This is a genomic window from Lentzea sp. NPDC051838, assembly GCF_040681245.1.
GTDB lineage: Bacteria > Actinomycetota > Actinomycetes > Mycobacteriales > Pseudonocardiaceae > Lentzea.
Genome location: NZ_JBFAYI010000003.1, coordinates 589,849 through 610,822 on the forward strand (window position 1 = coordinate 589,849; position 20,974 = coordinate 610,822).

A 20,974-nucleotide genomic window follows, 5' to 3' on the forward strand; every position below is an offset into this window, starting at 1 on the left:
ACGGGGCAACAGTCCGTAACTGGACGGGTGACGACCGTCACGAGATCATGCACGATGTGGGATCGTGATCAAAGTGCGTGTGGTCCGACTCGCACCACAACACAGACATAGTTCGGAACCGCAAGTATTGTGCCGGGAACACCTGAGCTCGAGCACGGGAGACTTTGAGTTGTCTGGTCACCACACGATTGCCGAGACCGAGAAAGCCGTCCAGGCCAAGCTCGGTGCGGTGCCGCTGCATCGCGAGCAGATGGCGGCGGTGTCGAACATCCACCGCGCCGCCACCGCGATCCGCCAGCACCTCGAGAACTCGGTGCTGCGCACCAGCGATCTGACCTGGACCGGCTTCGTCGTGCTCTGGGTCGTGTGGATCTGGGGCGAGATGGAGACGCGCTACGTCGCCGAGGAGGCCGGGATCTCCAAGGGCACCCTGACTGGCGTCGCGAAGACGTTGCAGTCGCGGGGGCTGCTGGAGAGGCTCGGGCACCCCACCGACGGGCGGCTGGCCGTTCTTCGGCTCACCCCTGAGGGTGAAGAACTGATGGGAGATCTCTTCCCGAAGTTCAACGAGGAAGAGGTCTTCGTCTCGGATCCGCTGGAGTCTGCCGAGGCTCAGTCGTTGGCGGAGATGCTGCGCCGGATGGTGACGCATCTTGAAGCCAACGGGGAGCAGCGGCGGCTGGATCTGCGTGGCGACACGCCGTTGCCGCCTCGGCGGTCTGGGCGGCGGGCCAAGCACGGCTGATCGGCTGTGCGCCGTTGGGGCGACTCACCTGGCTGGGGAATCACCGGCCCCGCTTGGTGAGCCGCTCGTTTGGCGTTTCTGCTGGTTGAGGGGCGGGGCGGCGCTGCGCTGCGCGACCATGCGGGTGGTTGCGTTGCGTTCGGCGTGTCCCGTTCTGTGTCCGTGCCGTTCCCCTGTTGCGTAGTCAGAGTTCCTGTTGCGTGCTTCCCCTTGGGAGCTCTGCCCCAAACCCCGCCAATCTGATCAGGGGGCCAGCGCTGTGGGCGGGTTGATGGCACGCCTGTTGCTTACAGCGGCTGCGCGTTGCGTAGGTGGTGCGGTCCGGCGGGCCCCGTCACGAGTCGTACCGGAGCGAGCCGCAGCCGGGAAGGGAGGTCAACTCGACGAAAAGCGTGTCGAGTTGACACCCCTTCCCGGCTGCGGCCAACGATCAGGCACGACTCGTGACGGGGCCCGCCGGAGCGCACGTTTCAAGCAGCTCGGCTTCGCCGTCGCCCAGGCAGCTCGCCTTCGGCGTCGCCAAAGACTCCTCGGCTTCGCCTTCGGGTCGCCTCGCCTTCGGCTTCGGGCTTGATCTTGACTGCCGCCGTTGGCGGTGTGTGTGAGTTCACATCTGGTCTGGATTTCCCGGTTGTCCGGCAGTGGTGTAGGTGGCGGTGACCGTTTTGCGAGGTCACGCTGTGTGGTGTTATCTGAACGCAACCGGCATTAGGCCAACTGGTGAGTAACCTGCCGCGAACGAACTCGTTGCCCCAGTGTGACGCCGATCGCCACGGCGTCTTCGGGCGTGTGCGGAGGTGCGGATGGGCGTCGAGGTGGTCGTTGAGGGCCTGACCAAGTCCTTCGGCAAGCAGACCATCTGGCAGGACGTCACGCTCACGCTGCCGCCGGGTGAGGTCAGCGTGATGCTCGGGCCGTCCGGTACCGGCAAGAGCGTGTTCCTGAAGTCGTTGGTCGGGTTGCTCAAGCCGGAGCAGGGCAAGATCGTCATCAACGGGACGGACCTTGTCAGGTGTTCTGAGCATCGGTTGTACGAGATTCGCAAGATGTTCGGCGTGCTGTTCCAGGACGGTGCGTTGTTCGGGTCGATGAATCTGTACGACAACATCGCGTTTCCGTTGCGGGAGCACACCCGCAAGACGGAGGCCGAGGTTCGCAGGATTGTTCTTGAGAAGATGGAGATGGTCGGTCTCGTCGGGGCCGAGAAGAAGCTTCCCGGGGAGATTTCCGGCGGTATGCGCAAGCGGGCTGGGCTCGCCAGGGCGCTGGTGCTGGATCCCGAGATCATTTTGTGCGACGAACCGGACTCCGGGTTGGACCCGGTGCGCACGGCGTACCTGAGTCAGTTGCTGATCGATCTGAACGCTCAGATCGACGCGACGATTTTGATCGTCACGCACAACATCAACATTGCTCGGACCGTGCCGGACAACCTCGGGATGTTGTTCCGGCGGGAGCTTGTCATGTTCGGGCCGCGCGAGGTGCTGCTGACCAGTGACGAGCCGGTTGTCGAGCAGTTCCTGAACGGGCGGCGGCTCGGGCCCATCGGCATGTCCGAGGAGAAAGACCAGGCCACGATGGCTGCCGAGCAGGCGCACGCGGACGCTGGGCACTCGGACGGGTCGCCTGATGAGGACATGCGTGGCGTTGTGCCGCAGTTGGAGCCGACGCCCGGGCTGCCGTTCCGGGATGCGGTGAGGCGGCGCAAGGATCGCGTTATGTCGATCATTCACCAGCTGCCCCACGAGGCGCAGCAGGGGATTATCGCGAGCCTCACGGCCGATGATTTGGCTCGGTACAACGTGCATGCCGGATCGCCCGCGCCCACGCCCAGCCCCTGGCCTCGTCAGGGTGGTGTGCTGTGACGACGCAGACGACTTTTCCCGGCGCAGGTGCGCTGAGGGAGACCGGGAAGCTTTGCCAGCTCGGCATTGACGTCGTGCGGGGGTCGTTCCGCAGGCCGTTCCAGTTGCGCGAGTTCATTCAGCAGAGCTGGTTCATCGTCAGCGTGACCGTGTTGCCGACGGCGTTGGTGTCGATTCCGTTCGGTGCGGTCATCGCGCTGCAGCTCGGGAGTTTGACGAGGCAGATCGGTGCGCAGTCGTTCACCGGCGCGGCCAGTGTGCTCGCGATCATTCAGCAGGCCAGTCCTATCGTGACGGCGCTGTTGATCGCGGGTGCCGGTGGTAGTGCGATTTGTGCGGACATCGGTTCGCGGAAGATCCGTGAAGAGATCGACGCGATGGAAGTCCTCGGCGTCAGTCCGATCCAGCGCCTGGTCGTGCCCCGCGTGCTCGCCACGATGCTGGTGGCTGTGCTGCTCAACGGCATGGTGAGCGTCGTCGGTGTGCTCGGTGGGTACTTCTTCAACGTGATCATGCAGGACGGCACGCCCGGCGCTTACCTCGCGAGCTTCTCCGCTCTCGCGCAGTTGCCGGACCTGTGGATCAGCGAGCTCAAGGCGCTGATCTTCGGGTTCATCGCGGGCATCGTGGCCGCGTATCGCGGGCTCAACCCCGCTGGTGGTCCCAAGGGCGTGGGTGACGCGGTGAACCAGGCCGTGGTCATCACGTTCCTGTTGTTGTTCTTCGTCAACTTCGTCCTCACCACGATCTACCTGCAGGTCGTGCCCGCGAAGGGGAGCTGACGAATGGCGAACAAGGCGCTGTCCACTCTGGACGGGTTCGGCGACCAGCTGGCGTTCTACATCAAGGCGCTGGCGTGGACGCCTCGTGCGTTGAAGCGCTACTCGAAGGAGACGCTGCGGCTGCTGGCCGAGGTCAGCTTCGGGTCCGGGGCGCTGGCGGTCATCGGCGGCACGATCGGCGTGATGGTCGGGCTGAGCGTGTTCACGGGCACGGTTGTCGGTCTGCAGGGCTTCACGGCCCTCAACCAGATCGGCACGTCGGCTTTCGCCGGGTTCGTGTCCGCGTACTTCAACACCCGCGAGATCGCGCCGCTCGTCGCCGGGCTGGCGCTGTCCGCGACGGTCGGTAGTGGCTTCACGGCTCAGCTCGGTGCGATGCGGATCTCCGAGGAGATCGACGCGCTCGAGGTCATGGGCATCCCGAGCCTGCCGTTCCTGGTGACCACGCGGATCATCGCCGGGTTCGTGGCGATCATCCCGCTGTACGTGATCGGGCTGCTGACCAGCTATCTGGCGGCGCGGACGATCACCGTGGAGTTCTACGGGCAGTCGGCCGGTACGTACGACCACTACTTCAACCTGTTCCTACCCCCGATCGACGTGCTCTGGTCGTTCGGCAAGGTGCTGGTCTTCGCGGTCGTGATCATCATGACGCACTGCTACTACGGCTACCGCGCTTCCGGCGGTCCGGCCGGCGTGGGTGTGGCCGTCGGCCGCGCGGTGCGGACGGCGATCGTGACGACGGCGCTGCTGGACTTCTTCCTGAGCCTCGCGATCTGGGGTGCCACGACGACGGTGAGGATCGCGGGATGAGGAAACGTGTGCTGGGCATCGCGTTCCTCCTCGCGATCGCCATGTTCCTGTCGCTGACGGTGGCGCTGTACAAGGACGCCTTCAGCGACTACGTGAGGGTCACGCTCAAGACCGACCACATCGGCAACCAGCTGCAGACGGCCAGCGACGTGAAGGTGCGCGGGCTGATCGTCGGTTCGGTGAAGGCCATCCGCACGGTCGGGGACGGCGCCGAGCTGGAGCTCGCTCTGTTGCCGGACAAGGTGAACGAGATCCCCGGCAACGTCAGCGCGCGGTTGCTGCCCAAGACGTTGTTCGGCGAGCGCTACGTGAACCTCGTGCTGCCGCAGCAGAAGCAGGCCGCGATCAAGGCCGGCGCGGTGATCGAGCAGGACAGGACGAGCAGCGCGATCGAGCTGGAACGCGTGCTGGACAACCTGATGCCGGTGCTGCAGGCCATTCAGCCGGAGAAGCTCGCCACCACGCTGACCGCGCTGTCGCAGGCGCTGGACGGGCGGGGCAAGCCGCTCGGCGAGACGCTGGTGTCGCTGGACTCCTACCTCGGCGAGCTCAACCCGCAGCTGCCCGCGTTGAAGGAGAACATCTCCAAGCTCGCGGACGTGAGCAACGTCTACGCGGACGCGGCGCCGGATCTGTTGCAGGCGCTCAACGACATGACCACGACGACCAAGACCGTCGTGGAGCAGCGGGACAACCTGCTCGCGCTGTACGGGTCGCTGACCACGACGTCGCAGGACGTCACGAGCTTCGTCACGGTCAACAAGAACAACCTCATCGCGCTCGCCGACACCAGCCGCCCGACGCTGGAGCTGCTGGCCAAGTACGCGCCCGAGTACCCGTGCCTGCTCAAGGGGCTCGCGGAGTTCCAGCCGATCATCAGCAAGGCGTTCGGCGAGGGCACCAACGAGCCCGGTCTGCACATCACGCTGGAGATCACGCAGAACCGCGGCAAGTACAAGCCGAACCTCGACGAGCCCGAGTACAACGACAAGCGCGGACCCCGCTGCTACGACCTGATCCCGCGGCCGGACCCGTTCCCGCAGTACCCGCCGGAGGGCCCGGTGAAGGACGGCTCCAGCTCGCCGCCGCCCGCCCGCGTCGCCAACGACGGGATCCTGCCGCCTGCCAACGCGGGCAACGTGACGGTGCCGCAGTCCGCCGACGTGCTCAGGCTCGCCAACTCCCCGGAGGAGGCCAGGTTGATCGCGGCGCTGTACGGGCCGCAGCTCGGCGTGGACCCGCGTGACATGCCCAGCTGGTCGAGCCTGCTGCTCGGACCGCTCGTGCGTGGAACGGAGGTGACGGTCAAGTGAGGGGAGTGCTCGCTCCGCTGATCAAGCTGATCACCTTCGCGGTGGTCACGATCCTCGCCACGACGCTGCTCGCGGTCACGATCGCCAACGTGAACCTGGCCGGTGCCACGGACTACAAGGCGCGGTTCACCGACGTCACGGCGTTGAACAAGGGTGACGACATCCGCATCGCCGGTGTGCGCGTCGGGCAGGTCGACGAGATCAAGGTCGTCGACCGCAAGACGGCAGAGGTCGAGTTCTCGATCGACGGCGACCGCAAGCTGCCGGAGTCGGTGCTGGCGACGATCAAGTACCGCAACCTGGTGGGACAGCGGTACATCGCGCTGGAGGCCGGCACCGGTGACACCAAGGCCGTGCTGCCAGAGGGCGGCACGATCCCGTTGGAGCGCACCAAGGCCGCGCTCGACCTGACGGTGTTGTTCAACGGCTTCAAGCCGCTCTTCCAGGCGCTCTCGCCGGAGGACGTCAACAAGCTGTCGTTCGAGATCATCCAGGTGCTGCAGGGAGAAGGCGGCACGATCGACAGCCTGTTGCAGCACACGGCGTCGCTGACCAGCACACTTGCCAGCAAGGACAAGGTGATCGGCGAGGTCGTCGACAACCTCAACACCGCGCTGGACACGGTGAACTCGCGCGACGAGGACTTCAACAACCTCGTGATCACGTTGCAGCAGCTCGTTTCCGGGCTCGCGCAGGACCGCCAGCCGATCGGTGACGCGATCACCGCGCTCGGCGACCTGACCAACGCGACGGCGGGGTTGCTGGAGCAGGGCCGTGAGCCGTTGAAGAACGACATCGCGCAGCTCGGTCTGGTCTCGAAGACGCTGGGCGACAACGAGCAGATCGTCGAAGGCGTGCTGCAGCGGCTGCCGAACAAGCTGGAGACGATCACGCGGACCGCGACCTACGGCTCGTGGTTCAACTTCTACCTGTGCGAGGCGAGCGGCCAGGTCGCCGTCCCGCCGGTCATCCCGAACCCGATTCCGATCACGGCGTTGCCGGTGACACAGCAGAGGTGCCGCCGATGAAAACGCGCAACCCGATCAGGACCGGCGCGATCAGCCTGACACTCATCGCGCTGCTGTTGCTGGCCGCGTTCTACTCGGACGACCTGCCGATCGTCGGCGGTGGCACGAGCTACGCCGCGGACTTCAGCGAGGCGGCGGGGCTGGTGCCGGGCAACGAGGTCCGCGTCGCCGGCGTGAAGGTCGGCAAGGTCACCAAGGTCAAGCTCAACGGCGACCGGGTGCGGGTGACGTTCAAGGTCAAGGACGCCTGGGTGGGCGACCGGACGACCGCGATGATCCGCATCAAGACGTTGCTGGGCCAGAAGTTCCTGGCGCTCGACCCGCAGGGGCAGCAGCCGCTCTCGCCCGGCGACCCGATCCCGAAGGAACGCACGCTCGCGCCGTACGACGTGAACGAGGCGTTCAACGGGCTCGCGACGACCGTCGGCCAGATCGACACCAAGCAGCTCGCGGACAGCTTCACGGTGCTGTCGGACACCTTCCAGAACTCGCCGGAGCACGTGCGGGGTGCGCTGGACGGCCTGTCCGCGCTCTCGAAGACGATCTCGTCGCGGGACGAGCAGCTGGCGAAGCTGCTGGACAACACCAGGAAGCTCACCAAGACACTGGCCGACCGCAACGAGGAGTTCGAGAAGCTCCTCGCGGACGGCAACCTGCTGCTCGGCGAGCTGCGCAAGCGACGTGAGGCGATCAGCGCGCTGCTGACCGGCACGCGCGACCTGTCCCGCGAGCTCAGCGGTCTGGTGCAGGACAACCAGAACCAGCTCAAGCCCGCGCTGGAGCAGCTGGGGCGCGTGACCACGATGCTGCAGCGCAACCAGGACAACCTCGACCGGAGCCTGGCGTTGCTGGCGCCGTTCTACCGGGTGTTCGCGAACACCCTGGGCAACGGGCGCTGGTTCGACACCTACATCTGCGGTCTGCTGCCGCCTTCGGTGAACCTCGGCCTCGTCGGGTTCAACGAGGAAGGCTGCCTGCCTCCGGGGGTGCAGCGATGACCACGGTTGCCAACTCCAAGCTGGGGCGCGGAATCGCGATGGCCTGCGTGCTCGCGCTGGTCGCGACCGCCGCGCTGTGGTGGATCTTCTCGGGCATGAACGAGCGCAAGGTCACCGCGTACTTCGCCGCTGCCGTGGGTGTTTACCCCGGTGGTGACGTGCGGGTGCTCGGCGTGAAGGTCGGCACGATCGACGAGGTCGTGCCCGAGGGCAAGACCGTGCGGGTCGTGTTCACCGTCGACCGCGAGGTGCGGATTCCGGAGAGCGCGCAGGCCGTCGTCGTGTCGCCGAGCGTGGTCAGCGACCGGTACGTGCAGCTCGCGCCCGCCTACACAGGTGGGCCGACGATGGGCGACAACGCCGTGATCCCGCGCGAGCGCACCGCGACGCCGGTCGAGCTGGACGAGCTCTACCAGTCGCTGGACAAGCTCACGACCGCGTTGGGGCCCAACGGTGCGAACGCCGACGGAGCGTTGGCGGACCTGCTGAACTCGGCCGCTCGCAACCTCGAAGGCAACGGCCAGGCGCTCAACGACACGTTGAAGAACCTCGGCCAGGCCACGCGCACGCTGTCCGGGTCCAAAGAGGACCTGTTCGCGACCGTCGACAACCTGCAGAAGTTCACCGCGATGCTGGCCGCGAACGACAGCCAGGTGCGGGACTTCAACAAGCAGCTCGCGGACGTCACGAAGATGCTGGCCGACGAGCGCGGTGACCTCGGTGCCGCCCTGAACGAGCTGGCGACGGCGCTGCAACAGGTGCAGGGGTTCATCAAGGACAACCGCGCGGTGCTCAAGTCCAATGTGGACAAGCTTGCCTCGATCACGCAGGTGCTGGTGAACCAGCGGGCGGCGCTGGCGGAGACGCTCGACGTGGCCCCGTTGGCGCTGGGCAACCTGCAGAACTCCTACAACGCGGCGTCCGGCACGCTCGACACCCGCGCGAACATCAACGAGCTGAACCAGCCGCCGATCGTGCTGGTCTGCAAGCTGGTGCAGCAGGCGACGCCGAACAACGTGCCGCCGATCCTCGCGCAGACGTGCAAGCAGCTGGAGCCGATCCTGTCGGGCGCGATACCGCTGCAGTCGCCGGCGCAGGTCGTCAGCGACCTGCAGGCGGGCAAACTGCCGCTGCCCCTGCCGGTTGGGGGGACGCCGCGGTGACATCAACTACGGGAACGAAGCTCGTTGTCGCTGTGACGGCGTTGTTGTTGGTCTCGGGCTGTGGTTCTGGTGGGTTCGACGGCGTCTACAACATGCCGCTGCCCGGTGGTGCCGACGTCGGCGACCACCCGTACCGGGTCAAGGCGCAGTTCAAGGACGTGCTGGACCTGGTGCCGCAGGCGGGCGTGAAGGTCAACGACGTGCCGGTCGGGCGGGTCGAGCAGATCGATCTCGGTGCCGACGGGTGGACCGCAGAGGTCACCATGCTGGTCAACGGAGACGTGCAGCTGCCGGCCAACGCGTTCGCGAAGCTGCGCCAGTCCGCGTTGCTGGGCGAGAAGTTCGTCGAGCTCGGCAAGCCGAAGGACGCATCGGGCAAGCTCGCCGACAACGCGGTGATCCCGGTGGATCGCACGAATCGCAACCCCGAGGTCGAAGAGGTCTTCGGCGCGTTGTCGTTGCTGCTCAACGGTGGTGGTGTGGCGCAGCTGCAGAACATCACCAAGGAGCTCAACGCCGCGATGGAGGGCAACGAGCAGGAGATCCGCTCGTTGCTGGGCAACCTCAACACGTTCGTGGGTGAGCTCGACAAGCACAAGGCGGAGATCGTCCGCGCGCTGGACTCGATCAACCGGCTCGCCGGCACGCTGGCGGACCAGCGCGAGAAGATCGCGGTGGCGCTGACGGACCTGGAGCCGGGCCTGCGGGTGATCGCCGAGCAGCGCACGCAGCTCGTGACGTTGCTGAAGTCGCTGGACAAGCTCTCCGACGTCGCGACGGACACGGTGAACAAGAGCCGTGACGACATCGTGGCGGACCTCAAAGCGCTGCAGCCGACGTTGCAGAAGCTCGCCGAGTCGGGGCAGAACCTGCCCAAGGCGTTCGAGCTGCTGCTGACCTACCCGTTCCCGGACGCGGCGGCCGACGGCATCAAGGGCGACTACACGAACGCGTTCATCGACCTCGACCTGAACCTCGGCACGATCCTCGACAACCTCGGCCGGTCGCGGCAGTCCCCGCTCGACGGGCTGGTGCCGTCGCAGGGCACGCCGTTGCCGTTGCCGAACATCCCGCTGCCCGGCCTCGGCCAGAGCAACGGTTCCGGGCTGGGCGACCTGCTCGGCGGCCTGCTGGGAGGTCGCAAGTGATCACTCGCGGGACGAAGCTCAAGATCGGCGCGTTCGTGCTGGTCGCGTTGCTCGGCATCTCGTACGTCAGCGCGACGTACGTGGGTCTGTTCAAGTCGTCGTCGACGGTCGTGACGATGCAGCTCGCCGACTCGGGCGGGATCTTCACCAACGCCGAGGTCACGTACCGCGGCGTCACGATCGGACGGGTCGGGCAGCTGCGGCTGACCTCCGACGGCATCGAGGTGGACCTGGAGCTCGACTCGGACGCGCCGCGCGTGCCCTCGTCGACCGAGGCCGTGGTGGCGAACCGGTCGGCTGTCGGTGAGCAGTACGTGGACCTGCGGCCGAAGACCGACTCCGGGCCTTATCTGGAAGCCGGGTCGGTCATTCCGCGGTCGGCCACTCGCACGCCTCCGCCGGTCGACGGCCTGCTGTCGAACCTGGACGCGTTCGCGTCGTCGGTGCCCACGGACTCTCTGCGGACCGTCGTCGACGAGCTGCACACGGCGTTCAGCGGCACCGGCGGCGACCTGCAGGTGCTGATCGACAACACGGCGGCGTTCACGGCGGCTGCTCGCGAGCATCTGCCACAGACGACCCAGCTGCTGAAGGACGGCAAGATCGTGCTGTCCACGCAGGCCGCTCAGGGTGGGGCGATCCGGTCGTTCAGCGGTGACCTGCGGTTGATCGCGGAGCAGCTGAAGGCGTCCGACGGCGACCTGCGGCGGTTGATCGTGGCGGTGCCGCCGGCCTCGGAGCAGGTGTCGGCGCTGCTGAAGGAGAGCGGGCCGAACCTCGGGGTGGTGTTCGCGAACCTGCTGACCACCTCGAACATCCTCGTGACCAGGCGCGATGGTTTGGAACAGATCGCGGTGACGTACCCCATCGCCGTCGGCGGAGGCTTCACCGTGGCGCCGGGCGACGGGTCCGCGCACTTCGGCCTCGCGCTGAACGTGTTCGACCCGATGCCGTGCACCGTCGGGTACGAGAAGACCGACATCCGCCCTGGCAGCGACACCTCCGCGGTGCCGCTGAACACGCAGGCGTACTGCGCTCTCGCGCGCGGTTCCGCGACCTCGGTGCGGGGCTCGCAGAATGCGCCGTACGGTGGAACGCCGACGACGCCGGTCGGCAACGCGACGACGCAGCCGGGCCAGGAGCCGACCGGCCAGCAGGCCGCCGCGGAGCTGCCGCTGCTGACGTCGCTGGGCCAGCTGCTCGGTTTGCCGGAGGAGAAGAAGTAATGCGGGTCTTCACCGTCCTCGCCGCGGTGTTCGCGGTGGTGACGTTCGCGTTCGCCGTGTTCAGCGGCTTCGTCTGGTACAACTCCGCGAACTCGTCGGAGTCGTCCTTCGCCGCCACGCGCGACGACGCCCTGCGCTCCGGTCAGGTCGGCATCTCGAACTTCCTGACGCTGGACTACAAGAAGGTCGACGAGGACCTGCAGCGCTGGCTCAACTCGTCCACCGGCGACCTGCGCGCGGAGATCGACAAGGACAAGGACTCGCGCAAGAAGCAGCTGGTCGACGCCAAGTCCGTGACCACCTCGAAGGTCCTGGACAGCGCCATCACCGAGCTGGACGACCGCGCCGGCACCGCCTCGATGATCGCCGTGGTCGAGAGCACGGTGACCCCCGCCGACGGCAAGCAGGTCACCAAGATCAACCGGTATCTGACCAAGCTCACCCGCACCGAGGACGGCTGGAAGCTTTCGCAGCTGGGCCCGTTGCGGGCGGGCGTCTGATTGGACACGCACGTGCCTGGACCCCGCCGCCGCCCCATCCCGACGCCGCCCGCAGGAGGCCGCCCCAAGGTCGCCGGTCTGCACCGCCGTGCCGCCGCGGAGGAGACCCCCGAGGCCGTGGCCGCGGGCGCTCCGGAGATCGAGGAGCTCGCGGAGGAGCTGGAGGCCGACGAGCTGAAGGCACCGGAGGCCGTCGACTGGACGCCGCCGCCGGCGTCGTCGCAGAAGCCTTCCGCGTCGAAGAAGCCTTCCACCGAGAAGAAGGCTTCCGAGAAGAAGGCCGCCGTGCCCGTCGAGCCCGCAGCGCCTTCCCGGCCCGCGTGGCTCCTCCCGGTGGCCCTGGTCGTGGTCGGCGTCCTGCTGGGCGGCCTGGGCGGGTTCTTCCTCTACAAGTCGCGCGCGGTGTCCTACGACGCCGCCCTCGTCGACTCCGCGACCACCTCGGCGGTGAACGGCCAGATCCGCGAGGCCGTCGAGAAGTCGTTCTCGTACAACTTCGCCGACGTCGAGTCGACCGAGAAGGCCGCCCGCGAACTGCTCACCGGCAAGGCGCTGTGCCAGTACAACGCCGTGTTCGGCCCGGTCAAGGAGGTCGCACCCCAGCAGAAGCTCGTCGTGACCGTCCGAGTCGTCTCGTCCGCGGTCTCGTCCCTGAAGGACGGCCGCGCCACGGTGCTCGTGTTCGCCGACCAGGTCACCACCCGCACCACCGACAACCAGTCGGGCGGCGGCACGGCCATGCTCCGGGTGAGCGCGATCGACGACGGCGGCCGCTGGAAGATCGACAACATGGAGATGTTCGGCGCCACGGCCGACCAGAACCGCCAGCTACAGGGCTGCTGAAGGGGCGGGCAGCGCCGGCTCGCCCGCCTACGCCCGCTTCGCCCCGCTCCGCTCCGCCCCGCCTCGCCTCGCCCCGCCTCGCCCCGCCTCGCCCCGCCTCGCCCCGCCTCGCCCCGCCTCGCCCCGCCTCGCTCCGCCTCGCCCCGCCTCGCTCCGCCTCGCCCCGCCTCGCCTCGTCCCGCCTCGCCCCGCTCCGCCTCGCCCCGCTCCGCCCCGCCCTCGCCGCAGCCCGCGCCTGTGCCAGCAACCGCCTCAGTGCCCAGCTCTCTACCGCCCTGGCCGCGCGCCCTTCCTTCTCGCACCCACCTGCAGCCGCCACCACAGAACCGATCGTTTGGGTCGGGCCGGTGCTGGTCCGAAGATCGTCGTGTCCTAAGATCAACAACCCTCAGAGGTGCCCTGGAAGCACTGCTGAGACACCCTCCGCCAGTCCCGACACGCGTGATCTCGGTCACACAAATCTAGTGGCGCTCTGTAAGTTCACTTGAAGCCGCCAACTTCCCACCAAATCGGCCGCACGCGTGTTTATGCAGGTCAAATGGGTGACAGTCGGTAAACGACGCTCCATCCACAGGGTGGATCGACTGTCCACATCTTGACTGCGCGCTCATGCAGGGTCACTCTGTCGGTGAGCAAGAGGAGGGTCCTTCCAGGTGCCTCTCGACAGTCGCCGTGCGCGTGGCTAGACTGCCCCTTTGCGCTGCCCATTTTCCGCTTGCCCTTCGCCGAGAGCGTGGATTAGTCGGGCATCGCCGCACCCTTGACAGCCGTGCTAGTTCGCTCTAGCCAGCTACCTGTCCCTGGAAGGACGCATCTTGGCGATCTCTCGCGCGACCAAGGCCACTGCTGCGACCAACTCCACGTCGGGGATCCCTGGAGCGCCGAAGCGGGTCTCGTTCGCGAAGATTCACGAGCCGCTTTCGACGCCCAACCTGCTTGACCTGCAGATCCAGTCCTTTGAATGGTTGACCGGCGATGAGGCGTGGTTCCAGCGCCGCGTCGACGCCGGCGACGAGACCCCGACGGGCGGCCTCGAAGAGGTCCTCAACGAGATCTCGCCGATCGAGGACTTCTCCGGCTCCATGTCACTGTCCTTCTCCGACCCGCGCTTCGACGAGGTCAAGGCCTCGACCGAAGAGTGCAAGGACAAGGACATGACGTACGCGGCACCGTTGTTCGTCACGGCGGAGTTCACCAACCACACCACTGGCGAGATCAAGAGCCAGACGGTGTTCATGGGTGACTTCCCGATGATGACGAACAAGGGCACGTTCATCATCAACGGCACTGAGCGCGTGGTGGTCTCTCAGCTCGTGCGTTCGCCTGGTGTCTACTACGACACCGCGGTCGACAAGACGACGGACAAGGACGTCTTCAGCGTCAAGATCATCCCGTCCCGGGGTGCCTGGCTGGAGTTCGACGTCGACAAGCGCGACACCGTTGGTGTCCGCATCGACCGCAAGCGTCGCCAGCCGGTGACGGTGCTGCTGAAGGCTCTGGGCTGGAGCACGGAGCAGATTCGCGAGCGGTTCGCGTTCAGCGAGACGTTGCTGACCACGCTCGAGAAGGACCACACCGCGGGTACCGACGAGGCGTTGCTCGACATCTACCGCAAGCTGCGTCCGGGCGAGCCGCCGACGAAGGAGTCGGCGCAGGCCCTGCTGGAGAACCTGTTCTTCAAGGACAAGCGCTACGACCTGGCGAAGGTCGGCCGGTACAAGGTCAACAAGAAGCTGGGTCTGACCACCGAGATCAACACCGGTGTGCTGACCGAGGACGACATCGTCACGACGATCGAGTACCTCGTTCGCCTGCACGCGGGTGAGACGCAGATGGACGGTGCCGACGGCACCGAGGTTCCCGTCGAGGTCGACGACATCGACCACTTCGGCAACCGCCGCCTGCGCACTGTCGGTGAGCTGATCCAGAACCAGATCCGCGTCGGTCTGTCCCGCATGGAGCGCGTCGTTCGCGAGCGCATGACCACGCAGGACGTCGAGGCCATCACGCCGCAGACCCTGATCAACATCCGTCCCGTCGTGGCGGCGATCAAGGAGTTCTTCGGCACCTCGCAGCTGTCGCAGTTCATGGACCAGACCAACCCCCTGGCGGGCCTGACCCACAAGCGTCGTCTGTCGGCGCTGGGTCCGGGTGGTCTGTCCCGTGAGCGGGCGGGCATGGAGGTCCGCGACGTCCACCCGTCGCACTACGGCCGCATGTGCCCGATCGAGACGCCGGAAGGCCCGAACATCGGTCTGATCGGTTCGCTCTCGAGCTACGCGCGGGTCAACCCGTTCGGCTTCATCGAGACGCCGTACCGCAAGGTCACCGACGGCCGGGTCACCGACCAGATCGACTACCTGACCGCGGACGAGGAAGACCGCTTCGTCAAGGCGCAGGCGAACTCGCCGACCGACGACGAGGGCAACTTCACCGACGACCGCGTTCTCGTTCGCAAGAAGGGCGGCGAGGTCGAGTTCATCGACCCGACCGACGTCGACTACATGGACGTCTCGCCGCGCCAGATGGTGTCGGCCGCGACGGCCATGATCCCGTTCCTCGAGCACGACGACGCGAACCGCGCCCTGATGGGTGCGAACATGCAGCGTCAGGCCGTGCCGCTGCTCCGCTCCGAGTCGCCGCTCGTCGGCACCGGCATGGAGCTGCGTGCCGCGGTCGACGCCGGTGACGTCGTCGTCGCGAAGAAGACGGGTGTGGTCGAGGAGGTCTCCGCCGACTACATCACCGTCATGGCCGACGACGGTGCGCGCAACACCTACGCGCTGCACAAGTTCCGTCGCTCGAACCAGGGCACCTGCATCAACCAGAAGCCCATCGTCAACGAGGGCGACCGGATCGAGGCGGGTCAGGTTCTGGCCGACGGTCCTTGCACCGAGAACGCCGAGATGGCGCTCGGCAAGAACCTGCTCGTGGCGATCATGCCGTGGGAAGGCCACAACTACGAGGACGCGATCATCCTGTCGCAGCGCCTCGTGCAGGACGACGTTCTCACCTCGATCCACATCGAGGAGCACGAGATCGACGCCCGCGACACGAAGCTCGGCGCCGAGGAGATCACCCGGGACATCCCGAACGTCTCCGAAGAGGTCCTGGCCGACCTGGACGAGCGCGGCATCATCCGCATCGGTGCCGAGGTTCAGCCTGGCGACATCCTCGTCGGCAAGGTCACGCCCAAGGGCGAGACCGAGCTGACGCCGGAGGAGCGCCTGCTCCGCGCGATCTTCGGTGAGAAGGCGCGCGAGGTTCGCGACACCTCGCTCAAGGTGCCGCACGGTGAGTATGGCAAGGTCATCGGCATCCGCGTCTTCTCGCGTGAGGACGACGACGAGCTGCCTCCGGGCGTGAACGAGCTCGTCCGCGTCTACGTGGCCCAGAAGCGCAAGATCCAGGACGGTGACAAGCTCGCCGGCCGCCACGGCAACAAGGGCGTCATCGGCAAGATCCTCCCCGCGGAGGACATGCCGTTCCTCGAGGACGGCACGCCGGTCGACATCATCCTGAACACCCACGGTGTGCCGCGTCGTATGAACATCGGCCAGGTGCTGGAGACCCACCTCGGGTGGATCGCCAAGCAGGGCTGGAGCATCAACGGCGACCCGGACTGGGCGAAGAACCTGTCCGAGGACCTGTACGAGGTCGAGCCGGGCACCAAGACCGCCACGCCGGTGTTCGACGGTGCCAAGGAAGAAGAGATCACGGGTCTGCTGGGTTCCACCATCCCGAACCGCGACGGTGAGCGGATGGTCAAGGAGAACGGCAAGGCGCAGCTCTTCGACGGTCGCTCCGGCGAGCCGTACCCGTTCCCGGTGTCGGTCGGCTACATGTACATCCTGAAGCTGCTGCACCTGGTCGACGACAAGATCCACGCGCGTTCGACCGGCCCGTACTCGATGATCACGCAGCAGCCGCTGGGTGGTAAGGCGCAGTTCGGTGGTCAGCGCTTCGGTGAGATGGAGTGCTGGGCGATGCAGGCGTACGGCGCCGCGTACACCCTGCAGGAGCTTCTCACCATCAAGTCCGACGACGTGCTCGGCCGCGTGAAGGTCTACGAGGCCATCGTCAAGGGCGAGAACATCCCGGAACCCGGTATCCCGGAGTCCTTCAAGGTGCTGCTCAAGGAGCTGCAGTCGCTCTGCCTCAACGTCGAGGTCCTGTCTTCGGACGGTGCCGCGATCGAGATGCGCGACGGCGACGACGAGGACCTGGAGCGCGCGGCCGCGAACCTCGGCATCAACCTGTCGAGGTCCGAGTCGCCCTCCGTGGACGACGTCGTCAACTAGTCACTCGCCTGGTCGGGGAGGGCAATGCCTCCCGCGTAGCCCTCTCCGACCTTTCCGACCAGCTCCTGCTGCCACCGATCTAAAAAGGGGAAGAGAGTAGACGTGCTCGACGTCAACTTCTTCGATGAGCTCCGCATCGGTCTCGCGACCGCGGACGACATCCGCCAGTGGTCCTTCGGCGAGGTCAAGAAGCCCGAGACCATCAACTACCGCACGCTCAAGCCCGAGAAGGACGGCTTGTTCTGCGAGAAGATCTTCGGTCCCACCAGGGACTGGGAGTGCTACTGCGGCAAGTACAAGCGCGTGCGCTTCAAGGGCATCATCTGTGAGCGCTGCGGCGTCGAGGTGACCCGTGCGAAGGTGCGTCGTGAGCGCATGGGCCACATCGAGCTCGCCGCTCCGGTCACGCACATCTGGTACTTCAAGGGCGTTCCCAGCCGGTTGGGCTACCTGCTCGACCTGGCCCCCAAGGACCTCGAGAAGATCATCTACTTCGCCGCCTACGTCATCGTGGGCGTCAACGCCGAGCTGCGCCACAACGACCTGCCGACGCTCGAGAGCGAGATGCAGGTCGAGCGCAAGCGCGTCGAGAACCGCCGCGACGCCGACGTGGAGGCCCGCGCCCAGAAGCTCGAGGCCGACCTGGCCGAGCTCGAGGCCGAGGGTGCCAAGTCCGACGTGCGCCGCAAGGTCAAGGAGGGTGGCGAACGTGAGATGCGCCAGCTCCGCGACCGCGCCCAGCGCGAGCTGGACCGCCTCGACGAGATCTGGTCCACCTTCACCAAGCTCGAGCGCGCTCAGCTGATCGCGGACGAGCTGCTCTACCGCGAGCTGTACGACCGCTACGGCGACTACTTCACCGGTGCCATGGGCGCGGAGGCCATCCAGAAGCTCCTGGGTGACTACGACGTCGACGCCGAGGCCGACATCCTGCGCGAGACGATCCGCAGCGGTAAGGGCCAGAAGAAGCTGCGTGCGCTCAAGCGCCTCAAGGTCGTTGCCGCCTTCCAGGCGACCCGCAACAACCCGCAGGGCATGGTCCTGGACTGCGTCCCGGTCATCCCGCCGGACCTGCGCCCGATGGTGCAGCTCGACGGTGGCCGCTTCGCCACGTCCGACCTGAACGACCTGTACCGCCGCGTCATCAACCGCAACAACCGGTTGAAGCGACTGATCGACCTCGGTGCGCCCGAGATCATCGTCAACAACGAGAAGCGGATGCTGCAGGAGGCCGTCGACGCGCTGTTCGACAACGGCCGCCGCGGCCGCCCGGTCACCGGTCCCGGTAACCGCCCGCTGAAGTCGCTGTCCGACCTGCTGAAGGGCAAGCAGGGCCGGTTCCGCCAGAACCTGCTCGGCAAGCGCGTCGACTACTCCGGCCGTTCGGTCATCGTGGTCGGCCCGCAGCTCAAGCTGCACCAGTGCGGTCTGCCCAAGCAGATGGCCCTGGAGCTCTTCAAGCCGTTCGTGATGAAGCGGCTCGTGGACCTCAACCACGCGCAGAACATCAAGTCCGCCAAGCGGATGGTCGAGCGTGCGCGCCCGGCCGTGTGGGACGTGCTGGAAGAGGTCATCACCGAGCACCCGGTGCTGCTCAACCGTGCACCTACGCTGCACCGCCTCGGCATCCAGGCCTTCGAGCCGCAGCTGGTCGAGGGCAAGGCCATCCAGCTGCACCCGCTGGTCTGTGAGGCGTTCAACGCCGACTTCGACGGTGACCAGATGGCGGTCCACCTGCCGCTGTCCGCCGAGGCGCAGGCCGAGGCCCGCGTCCTGATGCTGTCGTCGAACAACATCCTCTCGCCGGCCTCCGGCAAGCCGCTGGCCATGCCGCGTCTGGACATGGTGACGGGTCTGTACCACCTGACCCGCCACAAGAAGGGCGACATCGGCGAGGGCCACTTCTACTCGTCGCCGGCCGAGGCGCTCATGGCGTTCGACCGCAAGGTCCTGGGCCTGCAGGCGATGGTGAAGATCCGCGTCTCCGACAAGAACCCGCCCAAGGGTGGGGAGCCGGAGGGCTGGGAGCCCGGTCAGCCGTGGCTCGCGGAGACCACGCTGGGTCGCGTGCTGTTCAACGAGATCCTGCCGCAGGACTACGCCTTCATCAACGAGGTCATGCCCAAGAAGCGGCAGGCCGTGATCATCAACGACCTCGCCGAGCGGTACCCGATGGTCACCGTCGCCCGGACGCTGGACAAGCTGAAGGACGCCGGTTTCCACTGGGCCACCCGTTCCGGTGTGACCGTCGCGATCTCGGACGTCCTCGTCCCCGCCGCGAAGCAGGACATCCTCGAGGAGCACGAGCGCCTCGCGGACGCGGTGGAGAAGCGCTACCAGCGCGGTCAGCTCTCCCACGAGGAGCGCAACTCCGAGCTGGTCAAGGTGTGGACCAAGGCCACCGAGCAGGTCCACGAGATCATGGAAGACAACTTCCCCGAGGACAACTCGATCCGCGTCATCGTCCAGTCCGGCGCCGCCGGCAACATGACGCAGGTCCGTTCGCTCGCGGGTATGCGTGGTCTCGTCACCAACCCGAAGGGTGAGTACATCCCGCGTCCGATCAAGAACTCGTTCCGCGAGGGCTTGTCGGTGCTCGAGTACTTCATCGCGACGCACGGTGCCCGCAAGGGTCTGGCCGACACCGCGCTGCGTACCGCCGACTCGGGTTACCTGACCCGTCGTCTGGTGGACGTCTCGCAGGACGTCATCATCCGCGAGGTCGACTGCGGCACCACCCGTGGTGTCCAGATGACCGTCGGTGAGCAGCTGGGCGACAAGGTCGGCCTGCACGAGTTCGCGCAGACCTCGGTCTACGCCCGCACGGTCGCGGACGACATCACCGACGCTCAGGGCAACCTGGTCCTGAACCGCGGCGACGACCTCGGCGACCCGGCGCTCGCGTCGCTGGTCGAGGCCGGCATCGTCCGCGTCAAGGTCCGCTCGGTGCTGACCTGCGAGTCCGCGGTCGGCGTGTGCGCGTCCTGCTACGGCCGCTCGATGGCCACCGGCCAGCTGGTCGACGTCGGCGAGGCCGTCGGCATCGTCGCCGCCCAGTCGATCGGTGAGCCCGGCACGCAGCTGACGATGCGTACGTTCCACCAGGGTGGTGTGGCCGGTGACGACATCACGACCGGTCTGCCCCGTGTCCAGGAGCTCTTCGAGGCCCGCGTCCCGAAGGGCAAGGCGCCGATCGCCGATGTCGACGGCCGCGTCCGCATCGAGGACGGCGACCGCTTCTGGAAGATCACGCTGATCCCGGACGACGGCTCCGAGGAGATCGTGTTCGAGAAGCTGTCCAAGCGTCAGCGTCTCGCCAACACGGCGACCGGCCCGCTGCAGGACGGCGACCACGTGGCCGTCGGCCAGCAGCTGCTGGAAGGTACTCCGGACCCGCACGAGGTCCTGCGCGTCATGGGCCCGCGCGAGGCCCAGCTGCACCTGGTGCAGGAAGTGCAGAAGGTGTACCGCGCCCAGGGTGTGGCCATCCACGACAAGCACATCGAGGTCATCGTCCGGCAGATGCTCCGCCGGGTGACGATCATCGACTCCGGCGCGACCGAGTTCCTGCCGGGTTCGCTGGTCGAGCGTGCCGACTTCGAGTCGGGCAACCGCGCGGTCGTCGCCGAGGGTGGCGAGCCGGCTGCCGGTCGTCCGGTGCTGATGGGTATCACGAAGGCCTCGCTGGCGACCGACTCGTGGCTGTCCGCCGCGTCGTTCCAGGAGACCACTCGTGTGCTGACCGACGCCGCCATCAACGGGCGTTCGGACAAGCTCATCGGTCTGAAGGAGAACGTGATCATCGGTAAGTTGATCCCGGCTGGTACGGGCATCAACAGGTACCGCAACATCCAGGTTCAGCCGACCGAGGAGGCGCGGGCTGCGGCTTACGCGATTCCTTCTTACGACGACGGGTACTACACGCCTGACGTCTTCGGGACTGGGACTGGTGCCGCTGTGCCGTTGGACGACTACGACTTCGGGCGGGACTACCGCTAGTCGTTGTAGCTTGAATTGAGACAGCCCCTGGGAGCCTTTGGCTTCTGGGGGCTGTTTCGGTTTGTTGGGCGCGTCGGTTGCCGTTGCCGTCTCCCTGTTGGGTTGGCGGGTTCCGGTTTGGTGTTCGTAGGTGGTGCTGTTGCGGGCGTCCGGTTCCGGTTGCGTTCTGGGAGCTCTGCCCCAGACCCCGCCAATCTGATCAAAGACCCACCAGCGCCGTGGGTGGGTTGATGGCACGCCTGTTGCTTTG

At 66.6% G+C, this 20,974-nt stretch carries 14 protein-coding genes; all 14 read left to right on the plus strand.

All coding sequences use genetic code 11. The annotated features are described in order from the left end of the window. The first annotated feature begins 169 nt into the window (after positions 1-169). The 14 genes from AB0M24_RS11155 to AB0M24_RS11220 all read left to right on the plus strand — a co-directional run bounded on the left by AB0M24_RS11155 (position 170) and on the right by AB0M24_RS11220 (position 20,724). Entirely contained in the window at positions 170-745 is a 576-nt protein-coding gene (locus tag AB0M24_RS11155; RefSeq protein WP_363764267.1) for a MarR family winged helix-turn-helix transcriptional regulator, read from the plus strand. Positions 746-1,548: 803 nt separating this feature from the next. Next, positions 1,549-2,610 carry an ABC transporter ATP-binding protein gene (locus AB0M24_RS11160; protein WP_363764332.1) on the plus strand — a complete coding sequence of 354 codons (1,062 nt, stop codon included), beginning with the start codon at positions 1,549-1,551 and terminating at the stop codon, positions 2,608-2,610. Next, positions 2,607-3,392, plus strand: a complete 786-nt coding sequence (locus AB0M24_RS11165; RefSeq protein WP_363764270.1) for an ABC transporter permease — start codon at positions 2,607-2,609, stop codon at positions 3,390-3,392. Before AB0M24_RS11160 ends, AB0M24_RS11165 begins: the two co-directional genes overlap by 4 nt. A 3-nt stretch (positions 3,393-3,395) precedes the next feature. Then, the gene (locus AB0M24_RS11170) at positions 3,396-4,205 is read left to right on the plus strand and encodes an ABC transporter permease (RefSeq protein WP_363764273.1); all 810 of its coding nucleotides are present in this window, start codon (positions 3,396-3,398) and stop codon (positions 4,203-4,205) included. Beyond that, a complete protein-coding gene (locus tag AB0M24_RS11175; protein WP_363764276.1) occupies positions 4,202-5,518 on the plus strand; it encodes an MCE family protein in 1,317 nt (438 codons plus the stop codon). Before AB0M24_RS11170 ends, AB0M24_RS11175 begins: the two co-directional genes overlap by 4 nt. Continuing rightward, positions 5,515-6,546: an MCE family protein gene (locus AB0M24_RS11180; RefSeq protein ID WP_363764279.1), complete on the plus strand. Its 1,032-nt coding sequence runs from the start codon at positions 5,515-5,517 to the stop codon at positions 6,544-6,546. The genes AB0M24_RS11175 and AB0M24_RS11180 overlap by 4 nt, the downstream gene beginning before the upstream one ends. Further along, entirely contained in the window at positions 6,543-7,544 is a 1,002-nt protein-coding gene (locus tag AB0M24_RS11185; protein ID WP_363764282.1) for an MCE family protein, read from the plus strand. The genes AB0M24_RS11180 and AB0M24_RS11185 overlap by 4 nt, the downstream gene beginning before the upstream one ends. Further along, entirely contained in the window at positions 7,541-8,707 is a 1,167-nt protein-coding gene (locus AB0M24_RS11190; RefSeq protein ID WP_363764285.1) for an MCE family protein, read from the plus strand. Before AB0M24_RS11185 ends, AB0M24_RS11190 begins: the two co-directional genes overlap by 4 nt. Then, positions 8,704-9,855, plus strand: a complete 1,152-nt coding sequence (locus tag AB0M24_RS11195; protein ID WP_363764288.1) for an MCE family protein — start codon at positions 8,704-8,706, stop codon at positions 9,853-9,855. Before AB0M24_RS11190 ends, AB0M24_RS11195 begins: the two co-directional genes overlap by 4 nt. Further along, positions 9,852-11,081, plus strand: a complete 1,230-nt coding sequence (locus AB0M24_RS11200) for an MlaD family protein (protein ID WP_363764291.1) — start codon at positions 9,852-9,854, stop codon at positions 11,079-11,081. Before AB0M24_RS11195 ends, AB0M24_RS11200 begins: the two co-directional genes overlap by 4 nt. Beyond that, positions 11,081-11,581 carry a hypothetical protein gene (locus AB0M24_RS11205; protein WP_363764294.1) on the plus strand — a complete coding sequence of 167 codons (501 nt, stop codon included), beginning with the start codon at positions 11,081-11,083 and terminating at the stop codon, positions 11,579-11,581. Before AB0M24_RS11200 ends, AB0M24_RS11205 begins: the two co-directional genes overlap by 1 nt. A 12-nt stretch (positions 11,582-11,593) precedes the next feature. After that, positions 11,594-12,424, plus strand: coding sequence for a hypothetical protein (locus AB0M24_RS11210; protein WP_363764297.1), 831 nt, complete (start codon positions 11,594-11,596; stop codon positions 12,422-12,424). Between the two features lie 815 nt (positions 12,425-13,239). Beyond that, positions 13,240-16,725, plus strand: a complete 3,486-nt coding sequence (locus tag AB0M24_RS11215) for a DNA-directed RNA polymerase subunit beta (protein ID WP_363764300.1) — start codon at positions 13,240-13,242, stop codon at positions 16,723-16,725. Between the two features lie 102 nt (positions 16,726-16,827). Continuing rightward, the gene (locus AB0M24_RS11220; RefSeq protein ID WP_363764303.1) at positions 16,828-20,724 is read left to right on the plus strand and encodes a DNA-directed RNA polymerase subunit beta'; all 3,897 of its coding nucleotides are present in this window, start codon (positions 16,828-16,830) and stop codon (positions 20,722-20,724) included. The last annotated feature ends 250 nt before the right edge of the window (positions 20,725-20,974 follow it).